Origin of the sequence: Chryseobacterium sp., from assembly GCF_041914225.1 — a bacterium.
Taxonomy (GTDB): domain Bacteria; phylum Bacteroidota; class Bacteroidia; order Flavobacteriales; family Weeksellaceae; genus Chryseobacterium.
Genome location: NZ_JAYSDT010000016.1, coordinates 12,247 through 33,222, shown reverse-complemented (window position 1 = coordinate 33,222; position 20,976 = coordinate 12,247). Strand labels below are relative to the sequence as shown.

General features: G+C 34.8%; 15 protein-coding genes, 1 tRNA gene and 1 pseudogene. 11 read left to right on the top strand and 6 right to left on the bottom strand.

Annotated elements, in window-relative coordinates; translation table 11 throughout:
* Window positions 1–2: 2 nt before the first annotated feature.
* The 4 genes and pseudogenes from ACE3RB_RS09330 (at window position 3) to ACE3RB_RS09315 (ending at window position 5,508) form a co-directional block, all read left to right on the top strand.
* Window positions 3–3,335, top strand: a pseudogene (locus ACE3RB_RS09330) (SusC/RagA family TonB-linked outer membrane protein).
* A 12-nt stretch (window positions 3,336–3,347) separates the two neighbouring features.
* Window positions 3,348–4,667, top strand: a complete 1,320-nt coding sequence (locus ACE3RB_RS09325) for a RagB/SusD family nutrient uptake outer membrane protein (protein ID WP_374463981.1) — start codon at window positions 3,348–3,350, stop codon at window positions 4,665–4,667.
* 79 nt (window positions 4,668–4,746) lie between these two features.
* Complete coding sequence (locus ACE3RB_RS09320) at window positions 4,747–5,097, top strand: LytR/AlgR family response regulator transcription factor (RefSeq protein ID WP_374463980.1); 351 nt, start codon at window positions 4,747–4,749, stop codon at window positions 5,095–5,097.
* A 120-nt stretch (window positions 5,098–5,217) separates the two neighbouring features.
* Window positions 5,218–5,508, top strand: a complete 291-nt coding sequence (locus ACE3RB_RS09315; RefSeq protein ID WP_374464021.1) for a LytR/AlgR family response regulator transcription factor — start codon at window positions 5,218–5,220, stop codon at window positions 5,506–5,508.
* Between the two features lie 116 nt (window positions 5,509–5,624).
* On the opposite strand, the gene ACE3RB_RS09310 is transcribed toward ACE3RB_RS09315, so the two are convergent.
* Window positions 5,625–5,697, bottom strand: a tRNA-Phe gene (locus tag ACE3RB_RS09310).
* Window positions 5,698–6,131: 434 nt separating this feature from the next.
* On the opposite strand from ACE3RB_RS09310, the gene tssD reads away from it, so the two are divergent.
* The 3 genes from tssD to ACE3RB_RS09295 all read left to right on the top strand — a co-directional run bounded on the left by tssD (window position 6,132) and on the right by ACE3RB_RS09295 (window position 9,820).
* Complete coding sequence (tssD, locus tag ACE3RB_RS09305; protein WP_374463979.1) at window positions 6,132–6,536, top strand: type VI secretion system tube protein TssD; 405 nt, start codon at window positions 6,132–6,134, stop codon at window positions 6,534–6,536.
* A gap of 124 nt (window positions 6,537–6,660) precedes the next feature.
* Entirely contained in the window at window positions 6,661–8,541 is a 1,881-nt protein-coding gene (locus ACE3RB_RS09300; protein ID WP_374463978.1) for a type VI secretion system Vgr family protein, read from the top strand.
* 1 nt (window position 8,542) lies between these two features.
* Complete coding sequence (locus tag ACE3RB_RS09295; protein ID WP_374463977.1) at window positions 8,543–9,820, top strand: hypothetical protein; 1,278 nt, start codon at window positions 8,543–8,545, stop codon at window positions 9,818–9,820.
* A gap of 73 nt (window positions 9,821–9,893) precedes the next feature.
* On the opposite strand, the gene ACE3RB_RS09290 is transcribed toward ACE3RB_RS09295, so the two are convergent.
* Window positions 9,894–10,106: a hypothetical protein gene (locus ACE3RB_RS09290; RefSeq protein WP_374463976.1), complete on the bottom strand. Its 213-nt coding sequence runs from the start codon at window positions 10,104–10,106 to the stop codon at window positions 9,894–9,896.
* 138 nt (window positions 10,107–10,244) lie between these two features.
* On the opposite strand from ACE3RB_RS09290, the gene ACE3RB_RS09285 reads away from it, so the two are divergent.
* From ACE3RB_RS09285 to ACE3RB_RS09270, 4 genes are read left to right on the top strand one after another with little or no spacing between them, the layout of a single operon-like run.
* Window positions 10,245–10,484, top strand: coding sequence for a hypothetical protein (locus ACE3RB_RS09285; protein ID WP_374463975.1), 240 nt, complete (start codon window positions 10,245–10,247; stop codon window positions 10,482–10,484).
* A gap of 15 nt (window positions 10,485–10,499) precedes the next feature.
* A complete protein-coding gene (locus tag ACE3RB_RS09280; RefSeq protein ID WP_374463974.1) occupies window positions 10,500–11,294 on the top strand; it encodes a hypothetical protein in 795 nt (264 codons plus the stop codon).
* A gap of 18 nt (window positions 11,295–11,312) precedes the next feature.
* Window positions 11,313–15,548: a hypothetical protein gene (locus ACE3RB_RS09275; RefSeq protein ID WP_374463973.1), complete on the top strand. Its 4,236-nt coding sequence runs from the start codon at window positions 11,313–11,315 to the stop codon at window positions 15,546–15,548.
* Between the two features lie 15 nt (window positions 15,549–15,563).
* Complete coding sequence (locus ACE3RB_RS09270; RefSeq protein WP_374463972.1) at window positions 15,564–16,808, top strand: hypothetical protein; 1,245 nt, start codon at window positions 15,564–15,566, stop codon at window positions 16,806–16,808.
* A gap of 304 nt (window positions 16,809–17,112) precedes the next feature.
* Here the strand turns inward: ACE3RB_RS09270 and ACE3RB_RS09265 are convergent, their stop codons facing one another.
* The 4 genes from ACE3RB_RS09265 to ACE3RB_RS09250 all read right to left on the bottom strand — a co-directional run bounded on the left by ACE3RB_RS09265 (window position 17,113) and on the right by ACE3RB_RS09250 (window position 20,881).
* Window positions 17,113–17,436 carry a hypothetical protein gene (locus ACE3RB_RS09265; RefSeq protein WP_374463971.1) on the bottom strand — a complete coding sequence of 108 codons (324 nt, stop codon included), beginning with the start codon at window positions 17,434–17,436 and terminating at the stop codon, window positions 17,113–17,115.
* Between the two features lie 48 nt (window positions 17,437–17,484).
* Window positions 17,485–19,263 (bottom strand): anti-phage-associated helicase HerA, encoded by a 1,779-nt coding sequence (gene herA, locus ACE3RB_RS09260; RefSeq protein ID WP_374463970.1) that lies wholly within the window; start codon window positions 19,261–19,263, stop codon window positions 17,485–17,487.
* Complete coding sequence (locus ACE3RB_RS09255; protein ID WP_374463969.1) at window positions 19,263–20,480, bottom strand: DUF4297 family anti-phage-associated protein; 1,218 nt, start codon at window positions 20,478–20,480, stop codon at window positions 19,263–19,265. The genes herA and ACE3RB_RS09255 overlap by 1 nt, the downstream gene beginning before the upstream one ends.
* Before the next feature lie 176 nt (window positions 20,481–20,656).
* The gene (locus ACE3RB_RS09250; RefSeq protein ID WP_374463968.1) at window positions 20,657–20,881 is read right to left on the bottom strand and encodes a hypothetical protein; all 225 of its coding nucleotides are present in this window, start codon (window positions 20,879–20,881) and stop codon (window positions 20,657–20,659) included.
* Window positions 20,882–20,976: the final 95 nt, after the last annotated feature.

Here is a 20,976-nt window from a genome sequence, read left to right as displayed (position 1 = left end):
CAATGAAAAAAACTCTAATACTTTTACCTCTTTTGGCTGCTAATATAGCAATGGCCCAGCAAAAGAAAACCATCACCGGAAAAATAGAAGACGGAAATACTTCCCAGACTATCAGCGGTGCATCTATAAAAATCGAGACACAGTCGGTCTCTACAAAAACAGAACTGGAAGGAATTATCGAAAGTGTATCAGTGGGTACCGTAACTGATAAGGACGGAAAATTCATACTGGAAATCCCTGCCGATACAAAATCCGTACTGGTAAGTTTTCCAGGCTATGAATCCAGAGTCATTCAGCTTAATGAAGGACAGACTAATTATACCATCAGACTGACTTCTGAAGTTTCAGATAAAAATAAAATCCAGGAAGTAATCATCACCGGTTACCAGAAAATTGAAAAGCGTAAGCAGACTTCAGCGGTTTCTACTGTGAAAATGGACAACATCAGCCAGGCTGGTGTTGCCAGTGTAGACCAGATGCTGGCAGGGCAGATTGCTGGTGTGGCAGTAACTCCCGAAACCGGTGCTCCTGGTAGCCCTGCAAAGATCAGAATCAGGGGAACAGCTTCTCTTTCCGGTCCTCAGGATCCGCTATGGGTAATTGACGGTCTTCCGTTGGAAGGAAATGATGTTCCTAACTTTACCGATAAAGATAATATTGACCAGCTTCAGAATTTCTCTATCGCAGGTTTGAACCCTAACGATATTGAAGATATTACTATCCTTAAAGATGCGGCTGCAACGGCAATTTACGGAGCAAGAGCTGCAAATGGGGTAATTTCCATCACAACCAAAAAAGGAAAAAAAGGAAGTTTAAAACTGAATTTCTCTGCAGATACCTTCGTTACAGCACGCCCTGATTTTGATAAACTGAATCTTTTAAATGCCTCTGAAAAAGTAGACCTGGAACTGATGCTTGCCAAACGTGCAGACCTTACTTACCGTGCAGATAAAGGAGAAGTGATGAGAATTCTGACTCAGAACAACCAGCTTGATGTATTCAGGAACGGTGGTTTTGACGCGTTGAATTCATTCACACGCCAGCAGATTAACGGTTTAAGAAACAACAATACAGACTGGGGTAAACTGTTGTACAGAAATGCCATCAACAAACAATACGGATTAAGTGTTTCCGGAGGAAGTGACCGTGCAGATTACTATTTCTCCCTGGGATATTATGATGAAGAAGGAACAACTATCGGTACAGGTTTTAAACGGTATAACCTGACTTTAAAAAACAATTACAAATTAAGCGATAAGTTAAATGCAGGAATCTCTATTTTCGGAACACAAAGTGAACGTACATCTTTTGTAACGGATGCTGATGCTTCAATAAACCCGGTTAACTATTCAAGAAATGCCAATCCTTACATGAAGCCTTTCAATGCAGACGGAAGCTACAATTATGATTAGGATATAGACGGTTTTGAGGACTTGTATGTGCCTTTTAACTTTCTGGAAGAGAGAGAAAATACAAGCTATACGCTTAAAAATAATTCTTTGAAAGCCATTTTAGATTTAGAATATAAAGCTTCAAAAAGTTTAAGATTTACCTCTCAGTTAGGAATCCAGTATGACGCCAACAAAACAGAGAAATTTGCAGCAGAAAATACCTATTCCACAAGGAAAATGAGACAAGGGACCCGTTACTACAAAGATGGTAAGTATAATTATTTTCTACCTGCAGGTGCTGTAAAGCAAAATTGGGATAATGATTTCTTCCAGTACAACTGGAAATTGCAGGCTGCGTACAGCACAAAGATCAGTTCAAAACATGAAATTGACTTGATGGCCGGTACAGAAATCCGTAAAACAGAAGATAATACAACGATCACCAGAGCCTTCGGATATGATCCGAAGACCAGAAGAGGTACACCAATTGTTTTCCCGAATTCAGATTTTGCATCAGATAAAAAATATGAAACTTATCGTGAAAACCCACCAATAGAGAATGCTTATGCTTCAATGTTTGCTACGGCATCCTATACTTATGATCAGAAGTATACATTCTTCGGAAGTGTAAGATATGACGGAACCAATCTTTTTGGTGTGAATAAAAAGTATAAATATCTTCCGATCTGGGCGGTTTCAGGATCATGGCTGGTAACGAAGGAAGATTTCATGAAAAATATCTCTGCCATATCTAACCTTAGGCTGAGAGCATCTTATGGTCTTCAGGGAAATATAGACAGAAACACATCACCGTTTTTTATCGGAGAATATAATGATGCAACAATTCTTCCAGGTGTAAAAGAAGGTATTATTACTGTAATAAGCCCACCGAATGATAAACTGAGATGGGAAAAAACAACCAATACCAACGTTGGTTTTGATTTAGGATTGTTCAATAACCGTATTAGTCTTACTGCCGATGTTTACAGCAGAAAAGGGACAGATATGATCAGCATGAAAGAAACCCCTCTGGAAACAGGGTTCGAATATACCATGATGAACTGGGGAAGCTTGACCAACAAAGGTTTTGAACTGGCATTATCAACCAGAAACATCAACCATGATAACTTCAAATGGACTACTACCATCAACTTTGCTCACAATAAAAGCAGGGTTTTAAGCGAGCAGCCTCGTGACAACGCTTTCCTTCCTTCAAGAGAGGGGCTTCCGGTAAATGCTGTTTTTGCTTTAAAAACCGCAGGAATGGATCAGTACGGAAATCCGCTATTCTGGAAAGGAGACCAAAAGATTTCAGCTGCTGAGTTCTTTAAATTATATGATGTGTATGCAGATTTCCTTCCGGGGCAGCTCGTAGATACGAAACTTTCAAATGCTGAGTTGAGAAGCCTGTTTACCTATGTGGGAGACAGAGATCCGAAATTTACCGGAGGGATTATCAACACCTTTAAAGTAAATAACTTTGATCTTACAATTTCTGCGACATTCAACCTGAAGCAGACCGTAATGAGATCACCTTCTTACAGAGGTATGGATCTGGATAGAGGAAGAAATTATACAAGGGATATTTACGAGGCAGGAGGCGCACTTCCGGGAATTACAAGCCCTGATATGGATGCTAATCCGTACGGATGGATGGCGAATAAATGGTTTGCCGGAAACAGTTCCAATGCATACAGTTTATTGGATGTGTGGGCAAAAGAGATCAGTTATATCAGAATCAGCAGTATCCGTTTAGGATATACACTGCCTAAAGGATTTACAAATCCTATGGGAATTTCCAGCCTGAGACTGAGTGTTGAAGGACGTAACCTGTTTGTATTCAGTAACGGATACAAAGGATATTTTGATCCGGAAACGTACGGTAATATTTATGCACAGCCTATCACCAAGTCGGTAACCGTAGGATTTAATGTTTCTTTTTAAAACTTGAGAAAAATGAGAAAAATTACAGCAATTATAGCTCTTGCAGCAATCAGCTTTATCAATATCGGATGTGACAGGTTTCTGGATATTCAGCCAGAAGGAAAAGTAATTCCTGTTACTGCCGAAGATTATCGACAGGTACTTACATCAGCCTATTCAAAATACCCCGTTCACAAGTCTCTGGTAGCACTTCGTACCGATGAGGTAAATATTGATGACAATGGAGTAGATTTTGTTTCTTATCGTGAAATGGCAATGTGGAAGGATTCGAATAATGATCCTACATCTACGGAATTTCCATGGCTGAGGTTTTATTCTGTAAACTTCTACCTGAACCAGATTATCAATGAAGGAAGCAAAACCATGCAGGATTCTCCGGAGAAGAATCAGATTTTAGCAGAAGCTTATGCCCTTCGTGCTTACCTGTATTTTGATATGGTGAATTTATACGGAAAACCATACAACAGTGCTACAGCTTCTACAGACAGAGGGGTTCCGATCAATCTTGAAATTGATCTTGAGGCGGTATTGAAACCATCGTCAGTACAGGAAGTGTACAATCAGGTTCATGCAGATATGAAAAAAGCAGAAGATCTGATGGTAGAGCAGAAACAGCCGTTAGGAGTCAATTACAGATTCTCAAAAACAGCAATGTTGGCTTTTGAAGCCAGAACAGCTCTTTACGAAGGAGACTGGAACAAAGCATTAAATTACGCCAATCAGGTGCTGGCGGTAAAAGGAGAGTTAGTGAACTTAAATATCGTAAATACTCCACCCAACCATTATGCTTCCCCGGAATCAATTATGGCTTTGGACAATACATGGGACAACTCTATAAAGAATTTATCTTTTGCATCTCCGGGGCTGATTTCTTCATATAATAATGCTGCAGATAAAAGGTTTGGCATATACTTTGAGAAAAATGGTAATAAATACAAGGTAATTAAAGGAGGAAGCCTAGAATTTAAGGTGTCTTTCAGAACAGCAGAGCAGTACTTTATAAAATCTGAAGCATTATTAAAATTGAATAAACTTAATGAGGCAAAAGAAACACTTCTTAAAGTATTAAAAAACAGATATACTCCGGAAGGATTTACTTCAGTACAGAATGCGGTGAACTCAATGGATTCTACAGCATTTATGAACTTTATCCTGGATGAGAGATTCAGAGAATTTGCTCTTGAAGGGCATAGATGGTTTGATTTAAGAAGAGCCAATCAGAAAAAAATAAGCCACATCATCAGTGGCAAAGAGTATATTCTTCAGCAGAATGATCCGCGATATACCATTGAATATCCAATGAGCGCGAAGAAGAATAATCCTAATCTATAGAACTTCATATCAAATTCAATACAGAGGAAACCGCTTGAACTTAATTGTTTCAGCGGTTTTTTTGTACTTTTGCACCGTTATGAAAATTGCCATTATAGAAGATGAACTGCTGGCTGTGAATTATCTGAAAAACCTTTTGGATACACAGAGCATAGTCCCTGTTACAGAGACTGTTATTCTTCGTTCCAAAAAGCAGGCAATTGATTTTTTTGAGAAAGATTCAGCAGATCTTATCTTTATGGACATTCATCTTGGTGACGGAATGAGCCTTGAAATTTTCGAACAGGTGGAACTTTTTACCCCGGTTATTTTCATTACCGCATTTGATGAATATGCCATGAGGGTTTTCAGGCATTTTACGATTGATTACCTTCTCAAGCCTTTTGAAGAAGAAGACCTGCATAAAGCTTACAAAAATTTATCTCTATAAGAAATAATTTTGATCCTGAACCGGTCCTTAAATCTATGTCCTCATTACGCCAGACAGAAGGTGGATTGATGAAACGTTTTATGGTGAGAGAAGGGAACAAGCTTAAGTCAATAGACGAACATAACACAGCTTATTTTTTTTGCCTCCGGGAAATATCTTTTCCTGACTACAAAAGACCATCAGACTTATATTTATGATGATACCATTAAAGATATTATTCAGAAGCTGAATCCGGAAATTTTCTTTAAAATTAACCGGAAATTTATTGTTAATAAAAATGCAGTTACGGAAATTATCAAGCATTCAAGCCAGAAAGTAGAATTGAAACTTTCTCCTGAACCTGAAGTAAGTACAGACGTTTTTATCAGTAAACCCCAGATTGCTGAGTGCCTTGGCTGGCTGAACAGCTGATTGAAGTAATTTAACTTTAAATATTAACTTTTTGGATTAATTATTACTTTTAATCAATATTCAGTTGAAAAGTATATACACAAAAAAAACTCTAAAATAAATTAGAGGTTTTGAAGTGGTTTCTCCAGGAATCGAACCAGGGACACATGGATTTTCAATCCATTGCTCTACCAACTGAGCTAAGAAACCATTTTATATTTTTGTTTATTACTTCGTTGTTTTAAAGTGATGCAAAAGTATAACATTTTATGATACCGCGCAAATATTTTGTTTATTTTTTTGAAGAAATATCCTGATACAGCTTGTTTTTGATTTCAATGTGCTGTTCATCAGTGTTTTGATAGATTCTTATTTTTTTCGTTTTTTCTTATACTTTACTTTTTCAGATGGGAATAATTTCCCGCTGTATTTTAAACAGGGAATAGAATAAGTCGATTTTTAATGAAGAAAATTAGCAAACACCTGATTTATAATATCTAATAAACCTAACAATTGTTAGTCGTACTATTACTACAGTTTTTGAAATTTAATAATAAATATAACTGGCTTTTTGTAAATGCGTCTATATTTGGTGATATATAAAACGAACAATCACAATATATTAACCATTAAAATTTACTATCATGGCAGAAAGAAATTCAAGAGGAATTTTAAAATTCAACAACGGTGAAGGACAAAAGCTGTTAAAACTTAACTATAGCGTATCAAGATCTACAGACCTATCAGGGCGTGTAGCATCAGATCCTTCCAATGCGCTTATCAAAATCACGGTAGAAGCTACTGAAAAATCAGACATCCTGGAAAGCTTACTGAACGGTAAATACAAACCTACCGTAGGAGAAATCACTTTCAACAAATCTCATGAAGAGGGAACTTTAACAACATTAAAGTGGAACAACGGTTATGTTATCCAGCACGAAGTAGACTTTGATGCGGTAGATGACAACAGTATGTATATCAGTTTTGTGGTAAGTGCAGAACAGATAGATCTTGGAAATTCTTCTTATTTCGGAGCGTGGCCTTCTTAAAATATTCAGAATTTAAATATCAGGCAGAATAGTACACCCATTTCAGGGAATGCTGTTCTGCCTTTTTTAACCTTATAGAACTCTTGGTTATTTAAATAAAGTTCTGAAAAAACACCTAATCACTATGAATAAAAATATCTCGAATTCCGATAAGATTTCTGAGAATCATATTCCCGGAATCAACCGTGTGGTGAAGCTGGATATTGTGATTGAAGGGAAAATTATCAAACACTTCAAACATTTCCGTCTGCAGCAAAGTGCAAGGCGGCATCACAATTTTGAACTCATCCTGGCCCACGATTCTCTTGGAGAAGCCCAGAACCATACATTGGAACAGGCACGCCAGTTTCTTGGGAAAAGGATCACCATTGTTTTCAAATACAAAGATTATGAAAGTGAAAGCCCGGAAAGAACTTTTGTAGGAGTTATTACTAAAGCCGCTTTCAGCCAGGAAAAAATGAGTCTGGGAAATATTGTATTGAGAGGTCAAAGCCCAACCATTCTTATGGATGCTGCTCCCCATACTCAGAGTTTTGGAGGACATCAGGCTGTTAATACAGGAATTATTGCCAACAAAATACTTAAAGAAGCACTGGGATCGGAGAAATTTGATTTCAGAGTAGATACACAGAATAAAAGCTATATCAATTACAGCTCACAATATAACGAAACCCATTACAATTATCTTGCAAGAACAGCAGAAGCATACGGAGAACAGTTTTATTACGATGGTGAAGTGCTTCATTTCGGAAAACTTCCACCTTCTGAAAAACCGATCAGGCTTGTATATGGAAGCAATGTAACAGATGTTCAGGTAGAGCTGAATGCTGTACATACCCATCCCGAGTTTTTCGGATATAACAGCAGCAGCCATACAAAAATGATGGGTTCTGAAAACAATATCAGACACTTAGGGGAAATTCCGTCCAAGGCTTATGAACTGAGCAGTACGATCTTTAAAACCCGTTCACTTTCTCCGGCACCTATCAATGCCAATATGTTTGTGGATGTAAGTGATTCTCAGAAAAGTGCTGCAGGAAGTGCTGCCGTAGAAGTATTTACGGTTTCAGGAAATACAACTGTCCCATTTTTGTACCCGGGATGTCTTGCCGATATGGAAATGCGTAAGCCAGACACCAGCCAGACGTCTTACTTTACAAAACTCACTGTTACAGAAGTCTTGCATGAAGTCAATGCAAGAGGGTACTACAGCGGAAGCTTTGAAGCTATTGCTGACGGAACAGGTTTTATGCCCAAACCGGATTTTATACAGCCTAAAGCCGAGCCACAGGTTGCTACCGTTATTTCCAATACTGATCCTCTTAATCAGGGGAGAATACAGGTAAGGTTTGACTGGCAGCAACATCCTGATACCACTCATTTTATCAGAATGATGAGCCCCGATGCAGGAGGGACAGATGTTATTACACAGAACAGAGGTTTTGTAGCGGTACCTGAAGTGGGGGACCAGGTGATGGTTGGGTTTGAATATCATCATCCTGATTTTCCGTTTGCCATGGGAGGGATGTTCCATGGACAGGTGGCATTGGGAGGAAGTATCAACAACCATCTTAAATCTATTCAGACAAGAAGTGGAAATAAGGTGATCTTTAACGATCAGGAAGGAAGTATTTTCATTGAAGATCCTAGTGGAAATACCTATCTAATGGATGGAAAAGGAAATATTGTTGTCAATGCTCCCAAAAATATCACCTTTACTGCCGGAGAAAATGTACAGATCAATGCAGGTAAAAATATCATTGCTTCTGCTCAGAGAAATGTCAATATTATGGCGGGAGAAGATATCACAGAAACAGCTAATGACGATTACAATCTAACGGAAAGCAATATCATCGAAACGGCAGAAGCGGGAAGAAAATCTACAGCCAAAAATATTACGGAAAATATGGAATCCGGCTCTTACATCAGTACAAAAGATGCGATTAATGTAGAGAGTGCCAAAGAAGTGCTTATCAATAGTGGTAAACAGGTAAAAATGCAGTAATATGGCAGGCGAAGGCGGAAATATTGTTAGGAATGTTTTTGGAAAATCCTATAAGGAAGCAGAACATATCATGAAAGAAGCTTCCAAAGGAACTCTGGATTTTAAATCCCCTCAGGAAAATACCTTTTATGGAAAAAAAGGAGGGAAGAAATTTGATGAATACCAGGCGAAAGAACAGACAAAACCACTACAGGTAAAAGCGGTAAAATGCTATGAAGATTTTGCATGCACAAAAGAGATTAAAATTATAGAAAAAGGGAAAAGCTATTTTTTTAAAGCCATTCAATACAACAGAACGCCGACAAAATCAGAATTGAAAAGCCTTAAATGGGCTATACAGTATGATGATACCAATATAGCCAATGCACCACAGGTAACCGGCGAAGAAAAGATTTCTTATGCAGTACCGAAGGATAGGAATATCGCTAAGTTGAGAGTATATGCCTTTTTTAAAGATTCTGAAAAAGTGAATGCAGAAGTATTTTTACAGCATTTAAGATTGATAATTACCGATAAGACCATTGGATATTCAATTCTGCGAATCTTTAATATAGCAAATAAAGGTATAGGCAATATTAATCCGGCATGTATAGTAAATGTCTATAGTGCAGAACTGTTTTTGATGAATGCTAATGAACAAAAAAAATTATTTTCATTTGCTGTGACCAGAGATGGATGGCAAAAAATAGGAGAGATTGATAAGGATACATATTATTTTCTGAATAGAGCATTTGAGCCGAAAGATGCAAATGATAATATATATAATGCAATGGATTATGTTTATCCTAATCAGATAAAAGGCTGGATTCAATTTCCGGCATTTAAGCTTTCAAAAAATAAAACGGTTAGCCTGCCGGCGGAGCCATTGGAAAGGAATACAGAATTAGATGGTAAAACTCCGATTCATGATGATCGCGATGACATTAATTTTGCAAAAGATGTAATGATTCATATAGGAGGGCATTATTTAAGAGGAGGGACAGTATATATGGCTCAACCCGGAGGTGTGAAAGTTGGAATCGATTGGCTGGGAGGATCTTTAGGCTGTTTTGGATTTGTAGAAAGCGTGGATGTTAAATCTACTGTTGCTTTAGCGAAGAAAGCTCATGAAGATGATGATTATGACGATTCTATGTCTGATAAAGAATGGTATCAGACTGTAAATAAAATTAACAGTTATAGAAAAGAGTATAATTCCGAATTATTTATTCAGGTTATTAAAAGACCGAATTTGAAAAAAAGTACAACATTTAAAAAAGACGACATACTTTGGGAGTAAATTTTAAAAATAAACAATTCAGATTATTAATGGTTGAATTTAATGATCAGAAAATAAAACATAAAGCAACGATTCAAATAATAAATATTTGTTCAATCTTGAGTTTGCTTTTTTTGATTTTTGGGGTTGTTGGAGTTTGTTTATCAGCTTTGTTTTTAGGATGTTTTACATCAAGTACAGATAACAATTCAGATTGCTTGAGCAACGGGGAAATTGCTATGCTTTTTGGAAAAATTATTTTGATTTTTTTAATAATTAATTCATTGATAAGTGTTCTCGTTTTCATAATGAGCAGATCAGAAAAGAATAAGAGCGTATTGGATGAATAAAAATATCCTGTCGATAATACCATAAACAAATAGCTGAAAAGAAATAAAGCTTTGGATCAGTAGTAATACAATTAATAAATTTTTATTCCGGAAATATGAAGAAAAGAATAATAACTGCAGGAGGATTTATAGGAATATTATTCTCAACATGGGATTCAGTGATTGATAAAGCAGATTCAGCTTTATTAGAGGATCATTTAACCGGATTTATTTTTCACTCGGTTTTTAGTATGAAAACATTGGTATATCTGCTGATTGGCGGGGTCTCAGGATGGATAATAAGTCTAATGATTCATAAAATAAATGAGCTGTATCGTGAATGGAATGACTTTTAAATAGCGGGTAAAAGTATGGTAGAAACGAGAGTAAAACCTTTTCAGAAATATATATCAGGTATTCATAATTACCAGGTAGAGAATGCCCTTGAAATACATTTTGGAGAAGCAAAAGGTTTTTATTCATCCTGTAAAATCATGCTGGAGGAAAAAATAAATGAAGACCATACAAAAAACTGGCTGATACAAAAGGTTGATGATTCTTCTTTTCCCTCTGAAAATAAATTCATGGAAATTTTGCATATTCTGGAACAAAGCTCTTATCCTTTAGAAATAAAAGTAGATGAAAGAGGAGATTTTCTTGGGGCTGCAGATCATCAGAAAAATATAGAGAACTGGAAATTGAAAACAGCTGGTCTTCAGGAAAAATATCAGAATGCTGATGTTTTCAGAAATCAGTATCTGGCTGCGTTTGAAGATGAAGCTGCCTTTTATAAAAACAAGTTGAAAGAACCTTTCTGGAATCTGCTGTTATTTGCACCCTACTATGTAGATAACGGAGGGAAAAATAATGAATCCATCATATGGAATATTAAAGGAATCGGTGATGTAGAATGTGCAGGAATTATTCATGCAGAACAGAGAGAATATGGCTTTGATGCTTTTTTTACTTCTGAGGCTAATGTTCAGGATCATATAAAAGAAGAATTAGCTAAGAAATACCCTTATCTGACAGGACAATATCAGGTGAAATTATATATAGAAATGGAATACAACTCCAGCAAGAAACAGTATTCCAAAAAGAAAGCTGACTTTATATTGTCAGATGGAGAAAAAACAGTATACCGGGAAACGATCACAATGACTTAAACTTTATGAACAAATGACATGGCGGATAAAGGATACATCATTATAGAAGGAGCCACTGCATACTGCAGCAGTTCTGTAACCAATAACTCCAGTGGGACAGCCGTTCCGATGGAAGTGAAAAGCCAGAAAAAGAAGCTGGGCAAAAACAAATATTTTGCGCAAAACAAGCCTGTAGCCACTTACCTTGATGATAAAGCCGACAGCTTCGGAGGGGGAAACGGATTTGGAAACTGTAAAGGCTCAGATGGGAAAACTTACCCATGTAAAGGCAAATGCAATATCAAGTATAAAGACTATTACGAAAATGTAGAATTCAACAAGAGTATGAAAATACTGTTGGATGCCTCTACAGGAAATTGTCCTGGGTATGGTGTTCCGGGAACTATTGCCTTTGCAACCACCGGACAGGCCAATAATGTTTCACAAATTGAAGTAAAAGAAGCTGACGAATTTTCTGTAGCTAATGCTACGCCGCAATGGCCAACATCTTCCGCTGCGGAGACAAGTATTGCTGTATCTTCCATTTCGATGGTAAAACCTGTACCGGCAGACAAACCTACCGGAAATTATTACTATATCAAAGGAATGAATGGTCCTTTGTTTCCTATTACAAACCCTTTTGATCATAATGATAACCTGGAATTGAAAGCTCAGTTTAAAGGAGATGAAAAGAAGATTATCTGGGCACTGTTCAAAGGAGAAGGAACAAAAGATAAAATAAAAACATTTATCGGGCTGGGCAGCAATTTCAACCAATCTATGAGTAAAATATTTGATGGTCTCACAGAAGGGAAGTACAGACTGGAAGCTTATGGTAAGAAGGCTGGTGACGCCAAATGCTCAATCAATATAGAAATCATACAGGATTTCGTTAAAAAAATTGTTAGTCCGGGAGCTTCAACATTGATTAATATTCCTCTACCACTATCAATTGAACGAAAACTCAACATTACAACAGATCAGACAAAAATACTGAACAAAGGATTCTTTATGCCTGTAAATACTGTTCAATGGACGGTAAAACAAGGAACCGCAGTCTTGTATAACAGTTCTTCCGGAGCATCTTCTTCGCATCTTGTTTCTGTGACAGGTGTTGGAGACCGTGTTATTCTTACTTTTAAAAATGCAGGTAAATATACTGTAGAAGCATTTACAGATCCTACAGATCCCAAACCGGAGTCTGTAGAAGTTAAAATTGAAAACAGTCTTGGCGTAATGGGAGTAAAAGGAGAGCCCGGACTGGTAAGATTCAATGATACAATCAAAGTGCAGGCTTCGAAGTTTAATGTTGCTTATATGCCTTCGGGAACTTCAGTATATTGGTATCTTAAAAAAGAGGGTATTGGGAGAGTGGCATTATTTGAAGGTTCACTCTCCTTCAACACTGGCATAATCAATAAAAAAGTCGCTGAACTTTTATATAATGATGCAAAACTGGCCAGTGATCAGTATTTTGGAAAATATGTACTGGAGGCTTATGCCAATCCGGTTGGTGCTGGAAAACAGCCCGGGTTTTCCGGATCAGACTGTTTCAATTTTGAAGTGATTCAAAATGTCATTGATAAATTCACCCTTCCGGCTGCCAATATTCCGAAAGGAACAAAAATAAAATATACCGCAACGGCAAGAATTGCTACGCTTGTAGGTAATGAGGCTATAAAAATAGAAGTTCCCGATAAAGTTATCAATAACGGAGACGGAACCATAACATTTAACGACCTTGGAGAATATACTATTTCAGCATATTTAACCGGAGATTATACAGACAGTAAAAAAATTGAAGCCAAAGTAAAAGTTTCAGAACCGACTGTCAAAAGAGCGCTTTGGGCTTATGGAACCGGTGTGAAACGTACCGAAACCGGCTTTGGTGAAGAGACTTATGGATTCCTTGAAATTGACGGACTTCAGAATCAGGCTTTAAAGGTTAAAATCTGGGTTAAAGGAGAAGGTGATGATTTCTATAAAGAGAAAGATAAATACATGCTGGAGGAAAAAACCGTCACGCTTAACAGTGAGGGTAAAGCATCTTTCCTTATTACGACTAATGAGGATTACAAGAAAAAAATGGTGGCTGCCATTCCTAAAACAACTGAAAATCCCAATCCGTCTTACCGTCTGGTATTTACAGTAGAGCTTCAGACAAGTTCATCTGCGGATATTGTCCTTCCGGGAAATATTACCATTCAGGGAACTAAACCTGTGGTGGTAGACAACACTACTACTTATCTGGAAGTTTTAGATTCCAATGAAGAGCTGGTGCTCACTTCCGAACAGAAAATTGTCTCCATTATGTTTTCTACGGAAGATGGAAAAGATATTCAGCGGATGCAGACTTTCTATGGTAAAACCCATAAACTTTGGGTACATACCGTCAATATGACCGAAGAAGTCCTGAAAATTGATGTTCTGAAAGAAATTTCCAAAGAAGGACTAAATGAGAAAGACCATATTACTTATACCCATGAAAGCAAACAAAGTTATAACGAAGAAAAAACAGGAAAAGATGGTTTGCTGGAAGTTTCCTTCACTGTAAAAGAAGAATGGAAAAATCCGCCCAAAAACTTTGACTACTACATAGCACAGGTCTCACGCCAGGTTCAGGATCCTGCTGATCCCAAAAAGAAAGTCTGGAAAATAGAAAAAAGCCAGTTTACGATCAACAGTACACTTCCTGCAGATCTTGTCCGGACAGAGGATATGGAAAAACTAGGAATCAAGGCTTATAAAAAAGATGGAACTCCTTTTACAAAAGAAGAGATGCTGGAGTTGAGGAAGCAGTATATTTTTTACGAAAGTGGCTGCCTTAAAGTGTCTCAGAAAGAAACTCCTGAAGCTATTGATAATGATGTAATGCCGGTAGTTGTGGAAATGGCGGAGGTGAAAAGAGAGGGAGAAAATGGTTGTCCACGATGTAAAGCTGAAATTACAGTTGATATTCTGAAAAAAGTTTATAAAAATGCTAAAAATGAAGATCTACAGGAATTAGCTTTAACTTTAAATAAGTACAGAAATATTTTTAAGCTGGATACTTGTGCAAGAAAAGCACATTTTTTTGCACAATCATTACAGGAGGCCGGTACAAATTTAAAAGGAGGTCTTCATGGAGAGAGCTTGGATTATGCAGCTGAAGATTTACCAAAACATTTTAAAAACTTCAGAGCAAATCCTGAATTAGGCAAGCAAAGCCCACCAAATGATGCAGCTTATGAGTATGGTAGAAGCTCAAAAAATGGATATCAATCTAATGAAAAGAAAATTGCTGAAATAGCATACGAGGGACGTCTCGGTAATGAGTCTGTTGATGATACATGGAACTTCAGAGGTAGAGGATTATTACAGATAACAGGAAAAGGTAATTATAAAGCAATTCAGAAGAAAATAGATGAGAAAGCCAGTGATTCTGGTGTTACAATAGTTGACGGAGTAGATAGGGATTATACACCTAAGGAAGCTGCAATAACCGGAATGGCAGATTGGTATAAAGATTCAATGTATTTGAAAGCTGATGATACAGGCAAATCAGCAGATGATGTAGTTGTAGATGCTATTGTTGATATACTAAATAAACTTACACCTTCAAGAATGCAGCGTAAAATTTGGTATCGTGGAGGTAAATTGGATAACTGGGAAGTAAAAGCAGGTGATTCGATGAAAGCTGTATTTAGAGTGGGAGAATGCGGTAAAGATACAGGTTTAAATTTGACAGGAAATGCTCCATGGTTTCAGGCTGCCTGGAAAGAATATGAAAAATATAAAGGATTAAGGGAAATGGATAGTCCTTTAAAAGAAAAAATTACAGAATACTTTGACGTTTCTTCAGCCGCTGGGTTAGGGTATGATTATACAAATCCCTGGTGTGGTGCATTTTTAGCCTGGTGTTTTGATCAAACTCAGGATTATAAAAGAATTAATACACCCAAAAGTGCAGCTGCCTTTGGCTGGAAGGGAAGTACGTGGGAAAATGGAGAAGATTGTGAGGCTTTTGTTGGAGCTTTAATAGTTTTTGATTTTTCACATGTAGCATTAATTGCCGGTGAAAATTTAGATGGAACAAGATATGTATATTTGGGAGGGAATCAAGGCAATGGTGAAAAGACAGCGGGATATCAGAAAATAATACTAGGTTCTGTTGATAAAAAAAGTAAATCTATTATTGCTATTACCAAACCTAAAAAATATACAATATCTGAAAAAGATAAAGAACTTCCAAAGTATGATGTAAATGCCGAAAACTCTAAAGAAAGTTCCAGATAATAAAATATAATTTCTATGATTATAAAAAGTAAAATTAGACTAGCAATATATTCCTTATTAATAATGAGCAGCTTAAGCTGCCAGGAAAAGAAACAAAGTTCAGAAAATAGTCAAAAAACAATAAGTATGAATGATGATACTGTAATACAAAAAGTTCTAAAGAAACAGTTGCAAGAAGGTTCAAGTAAATCAATTGATGAAGCAGGAGCTGAGTTAGCTAAAATACCGTTTGATATGGAAGAGCTTGAAGCATCAGCAGAAACTGCAAAAAAAATACTTTTGTCTAATGGCTTTAGGGAATTATCTGACAACGAATTTAGTGACAAAATTAAAACCATTTTTGGAAGAATAATAGATCTCAATTCAGGTAATCCATTTTTATATGTAAACTATTTTGATAAATGTGACAGAAGCTTTGTTACTTACAGCAATAATAGTGTTGATTATGAAGGAGGGTATATTGACAAGCAAAGAAAGCTTTTTACTGACTTTTATTATCTGCCTGAAATCCTTGATTATCAAAAAGAATATCCCACATTGAATAATGTTGAGTCTGGCAAAATTAGTAGAAAATCAAGCTCACAGACAGATGTTGAAATTCCACATTGGAAAGATGTTGCAAATCTAAAAGAACAAAGAAAATTAAATGTTCAAAGAATCATTGCCAGAAATATGTATTTGTTCAATAATAATAAAACATATATCATTTGGCTGGTTACCCATGATAAAAACTTTATAAAATTATTGGTTAAAAATTTTGGCTATGATAAAGAGGCTAAATTTAATGAAATGCTCATCAATGAATATATTCAATCTAAGGATATGTACAAAATAGGAGAGCTTGTCTTTGCTAAAGATTGTAATAAAGAATTAGAGGTACGGGAGGGGATATTGCAAAGTCTGACTGCTGTTTATCAAAAAAGTTCAAACCCTCACGATCTTTTTGGTTTAATGGAGTTCTCTTCAAAATTATTAGAAACCGATGAATTCAATAATTATTCAGAAAAAGAAAAAATTAAAATGATAGCTTATCTGGCTAATACCTATGATTTCTTGTTTAAAAAAAATCATAGGCATCAGGACGGCTGGGATCCTAGATGGAATATTTTAGGAACATATTTTGAAGATGATTCAAGAAGTAAGGTTAAATGGCCTAAGTTGAAAGAAGAAATGCAGAAAAACAATTACTATAATCTGCCAAATTTAAAAGAAATCATAAATTATGCTGAAGGGTTTGATAGTGTAGGAGCACCAGATTAAAATTAATATCCGATAAAATAATACCTTAATAATATACAAGCGCAGTCAGAAATGGCTGTGCTTTTTCAATAGAACATTTCAATCTATTAAAAACAAAAAAACCTCTGACTAATCAGAGGTTTTAAAGTGGTTTCTCCAGAAACAACCTCCGTGTATTTGTGTAGAACTACATGGAGTTGTGTGTAGTATGTATCAATGATTTACAAAATTTTTGTAATTGTATGGAGTAGTACAGATGTAGATGGGATTTAGCATCATTTGAATAAAGTTGATTTTTATTCAAACTTTTTAATTAGGAAACATCTCAAAAACTATTTTTTCTTTTAAGCCCATCAAAAGCTTTTGCATCATTGGTTCTTAAATACTCTTTTATTCTATTAATATGAGGTTCAGTTGCTAAATTAAACTTCCGCTGTAGCATCGGTCCATAATGCATCTTTAATTGAACATACTCTCTTATTTCTTCTTTCATTTCAGATTTTGTACGTTTTGGTTTTGTTTTGGAGCTATTCAATTTAGAGTTAGGATTGTAATATATAGGATTTTGATTCAGCTTTTCTAAAATCAATTCTTGATTCTCTAGCACCTTATCAATTTTTTCAGACAGTTGATTAAGATTATTACTCATAATATATCAGATTATAATTTATTAAATAATTGATCTTGTTTTATCCAATTATTTGTACCACTCTTCCTTTATTTTGTCAATATCTATATCCTTCCATTTTTCTTTCCATAATTCCCAATAAGGTATATCATTAGAAGATGGCTCATTCATACATCTATCAATTTGTACTATCGAAGGTAAAATAACAGATTCCCCAATTAACAATGCTTCTCCCTGTTTTAAGGATGGCATTTTCTCTATTAACGTTCCTAAGGTATCAGGTAATAATTTCTTAACATATCCTTGATCTACAGGATTTGTTAAGCGCATAGCAATGAAATTATTACATTGTGAAAATATAGTTTCCGATATTTCGGACGGTCTTTGACTTGCTAAAAGTAAAGTTACCCCATATTTCCTTCCTTCTTTTGCAATACGTTCAATAGATTTCTTCGAAGATCTATATTTCACTAAATCGCTATTAGGAACATATTTGTGAGCTTCCTCATAAACTAATAAAATGGGAGTGTCATTATTTATCTTTTCATTTGGATCTTCAATATTTCTCAATCGCTTATATATATAACCGTATTCAAAAATAATTCTTGATATTAAAGATACTGTTATGCTTAAAACTTCAAATGGAACGCCACTTAAATCAATCACTGTTACATTCGAATTGTTTTTATCACTATAGCCCAATAAATTTTTTATTGTATCTTCAAAGGAAATATTCTTTGAATTTTCACCGAATAGAAACGATAATCTATCCTGATTAATCTTTTCCTGAAACCTTACAAAAAACTTATCCAATGTTCCTTCTGCATAATCTCCTTTTGTAATATTTTGATTTTTAGTCGGATGAAATTGATATTCTTCCTCAAAGTATTTATTGATACGTTCTTCTTCATTTAATAAAATTCCTGTATCCGCTGTTGTGCTACTGTCAGTACATGTATATGACCCATCAATAATCATATATCGATTAGAGTTTTTGGAATTTTTAGTTTCACTTTTTAAGTTACATAGCCCATTTTTAATTTCGGTTATATCAAAAAATAAAGGCGAGTCATAAAAAATTTTTGATTTTGAAGGATTGTGTTTTATTTTATTTTGAGTAACTAATTTTCTAAATATAGCAGACTGATTATAATTATCACGTTCTCCTGTGTCTAATAAAATTTCTTCAAGTTCTTCGCTATTTAATAACCAATATGGTAATAGCAAATTAGAAATATCAATGAAATTAGCACTAGGAAATGCAGATTTATATTCGGAATGAATGTCAAAAACTATAATATGAGAGTTATTTAGATTAAATGATTCATCTTTTGTATTTATAGCTGTTTGGATAATGGTCGACAGTGTATGGGATTTTCCCGAACCTGTTGAACCAATAATAGCAATATGTTTATTGAAAAACTTATTTCCATTTACTGGAATCCGAACTGTTGGATTAGATGATAAAGAGCAAAATGTAAATTGTTCTCTTTCTTCAACTGATTCAATGTAGATCTTTTTTATTTCCTCCTCTGTAGCAGGTTTTACTTCTTTTGGAGGTATTGTTAAATCATCTCCTCCTCTTGTAAATTTCTCATTTTTAATAATTCCTAATGGACTTGCTTCTATTATATGAGTTCTTTCTGCTTCTCCGTTTTTGTCAGAAACATCTATTGAGAAGTTTTCGATGATTGCCATTAAAATAGCATTGTCATTCCCATAAATTTTAAGGTATGATCCAACCTTTAAAGATTCATCAGCAATCTTAAAATCTTCAAGTTTATCAACTTTTATTTTGACTTTATTAGGAAATACTGCAATGACTTCTGCATTAATTTTATCTGACATTATATTATATTTTTTAAATCGTTAATTGCTTCTACCTGTATTTTTATATGTTTTACTGAATCATTATCATAATCAAAGTAGGGCTTACTTAGATAAAATTGATAAATTTCTTTAGTTTTATTAGTTAATTCATTAATAATTAGATCAATATAACCAATTTTGTTTATGATTTTTAATTTAATTTGATTATGATATGTGGCTTTTTCAATGATACTTTTTTGATTAAAGGAAGAACCCGCAAAATTAAACCCATCAATAGATTTCAAATTCTCATTATATAACTCATTTTTAATACATAATAACTCTTCTTCTAAAATACCATTAATATACAAATATGGGCTAAAAGTATTGGGATCCTTTTTTGACCTCACATTACCCCATTTTTTTGAAATTAAAAAGATAATATCTTTAAGCTCACTTCTATTATAACTATTTGGATCAACTTCTAATAAAAAAAATCTTTCAAAAGGAGATGGATTATACTGTACAAAATATTTATTTTTTAATTCTGAAAGAAACTGTTTTTTCCCTCTGATTTGAATAAACCATTTATGGAAAAATATCTCCTTAGAATTTATTTTTGAAATAAATTCCTTTTTTGAAATCTTTCGTTTTAAAACATTATCCTCCTTTGCTAATGTGCTAACTACTTTTAAAGCATTGTTATAATAGAAATGCTCAGCTTCAAAATCATCACATTGAATTTGACTTTTCAATATTTTATAAATCTCATTTAACTGTTGTTCATGAGATTTAGCATTAATATTAATTTCAAGCAAACTTAAAAAGTCTTGTAAATGGACATCATTTAATTGTAAGTCTTCATAATGTTTATACTCAATGTTTTCCTTTTTATATGTGAGCAAATTCGATTTCAAAAAGTCTAAAGTAATTGGCTGAATAAGTTTTTCGTGCCCTTGCTGAAAATGACCAAAATACAAATATTTTATTCGATTTTGTGTGCCATTTAAAACACCTTTAAAATGAGTTAACATCAACCGTATAGGCTTTGCTATTACTGAATGATTATACTCTGTTTTTGAGTGGTATTTACATTGTATTGCAATTTCTTCATTTGCATCTGTAATATCAATATCCTCGATACCCTCAATCGTTATGACACTATTATCGTTGCTCAATTGTAAGAGTTCTAATATTGTTAAATCAAATTGATACAGGTAACCTCTTATTGTATCTATTGCAGTTCTATTCGCCATTTTTTAAGATCTAATGAAAATTAATGTATTGTTTTCGGTTTAGTCTGTATCTAAAAATCTTATCAATAGAGCATAACTTTCTGGAAGTAATATTTTAATCGACAGACTAAATTTTTCTTCTTAGTTTGGAGATTTTCTTTAATTTCTGAAAATAATCATTCCACATTTTTTCTTCTTCATTTTTTTGAATCATATCCACTCGAAGGGTTTGTACCATCATTATATAGGAAGACTTTCTCAATTTTCCCATTAGAATCTCTCCTAACTCCTACCTCTCCATTAAAAGATAGCTCCAATAGTAATTTCTCAGTAAGTCCAACATACTGTGTATAAATAGGTTTATCATGGTAACTTTTCCCAACATGTTCTTTAAGACTTACATCATTGAAGCCGAGGGGCATATACTCTCTATTGAAAGCCATCCACTCATCATTGTCGTTTTTTGCGATTCCATAAAGGTAAGTTTATTCTAAAAAAATTAGTCAACATAATAATA

What these genes read in the sequence shown, in the direction of transcription:
- ACE3RB_RS09325 (WP_374463981.1), top strand. Translation starts at nt 3,348, where the DNA reads ATGAGAAAAATTACAGCAATTATAGCTCTTGCAGCAATCAGCTTTATC.
- ACE3RB_RS09320 (WP_374463980.1), top strand. Translation starts at nt 4,747, where the DNA reads ATGAAAATTGCCATTATAGAAGATGAACTGCTGGCTGTGAATTATCTG.
- tssD (WP_374463979.1), top strand. Translation starts at nt 6,132, where the DNA reads ATGGCAGAAAGAAATTCAAGAGGAATTTTAAAATTCAACAACGGTGAA.
- ACE3RB_RS09300 (WP_374463978.1), top strand. Translation starts at nt 6,661, where the DNA reads ATGAATAAAAATATCTCGAATTCCGATAAGATTTCTGAGAATCATATT.
- ACE3RB_RS09295 (WP_374463977.1), top strand. Translation starts at nt 8,543, where the DNA reads ATGGCAGGCGAAGGCGGAAATATTGTTAGGAATGTTTTTGGAAAATCC.
- ACE3RB_RS09290 (WP_374463976.1), bottom strand. Translation starts at nt 10,106, where the DNA reads ATGAAAACGAGAACACTTATCAATGAATTAATTATTAAAAAAATCAAA.
- ACE3RB_RS09285 (WP_374463975.1), top strand. Translation starts at nt 10,245, where the DNA reads ATGAAGAAAAGAATAATAACTGCAGGAGGATTTATAGGAATATTATTC.
- ACE3RB_RS09280 (WP_374463974.1), top strand. Translation starts at nt 10,500, where the DNA reads ATGGTAGAAACGAGAGTAAAACCTTTTCAGAAATATATATCAGGTATT.
- ACE3RB_RS09275 (WP_374463973.1), top strand. Translation starts at nt 11,313, where the DNA reads ATGGCGGATAAAGGATACATCATTATAGAAGGAGCCACTGCATACTGC.
- ACE3RB_RS09270 (WP_374463972.1), top strand. Translation starts at nt 15,564, where the DNA reads ATGATTATAAAAAGTAAAATTAGACTAGCAATATATTCCTTATTAATA.
- ACE3RB_RS09265 (WP_374463971.1), bottom strand. Translation starts at nt 17,436, where the DNA reads ATGAGTAATAATCTTAATCAACTGTCTGAAAAAATTGATAAGGTGCTA.
- herA (WP_374463970.1), bottom strand. Translation starts at nt 19,263, where the DNA reads ATGTCAGATAAAATTAATGCAGAAGTCATTGCAGTATTTCCTAATAAA.
- ACE3RB_RS09255 (WP_374463969.1), bottom strand. Translation starts at nt 20,480, where the DNA reads ATGGCGAATAGAACTGCAATAGATACAATAAGAGGTTACCTGTATCAA.
- ACE3RB_RS09250 (WP_374463968.1), bottom strand. Translation starts at nt 20,881, where the DNA reads ATGCCCCTCGGCTTCAATGATGTAAGTCTTAAAGAACATGTTGGGAAA.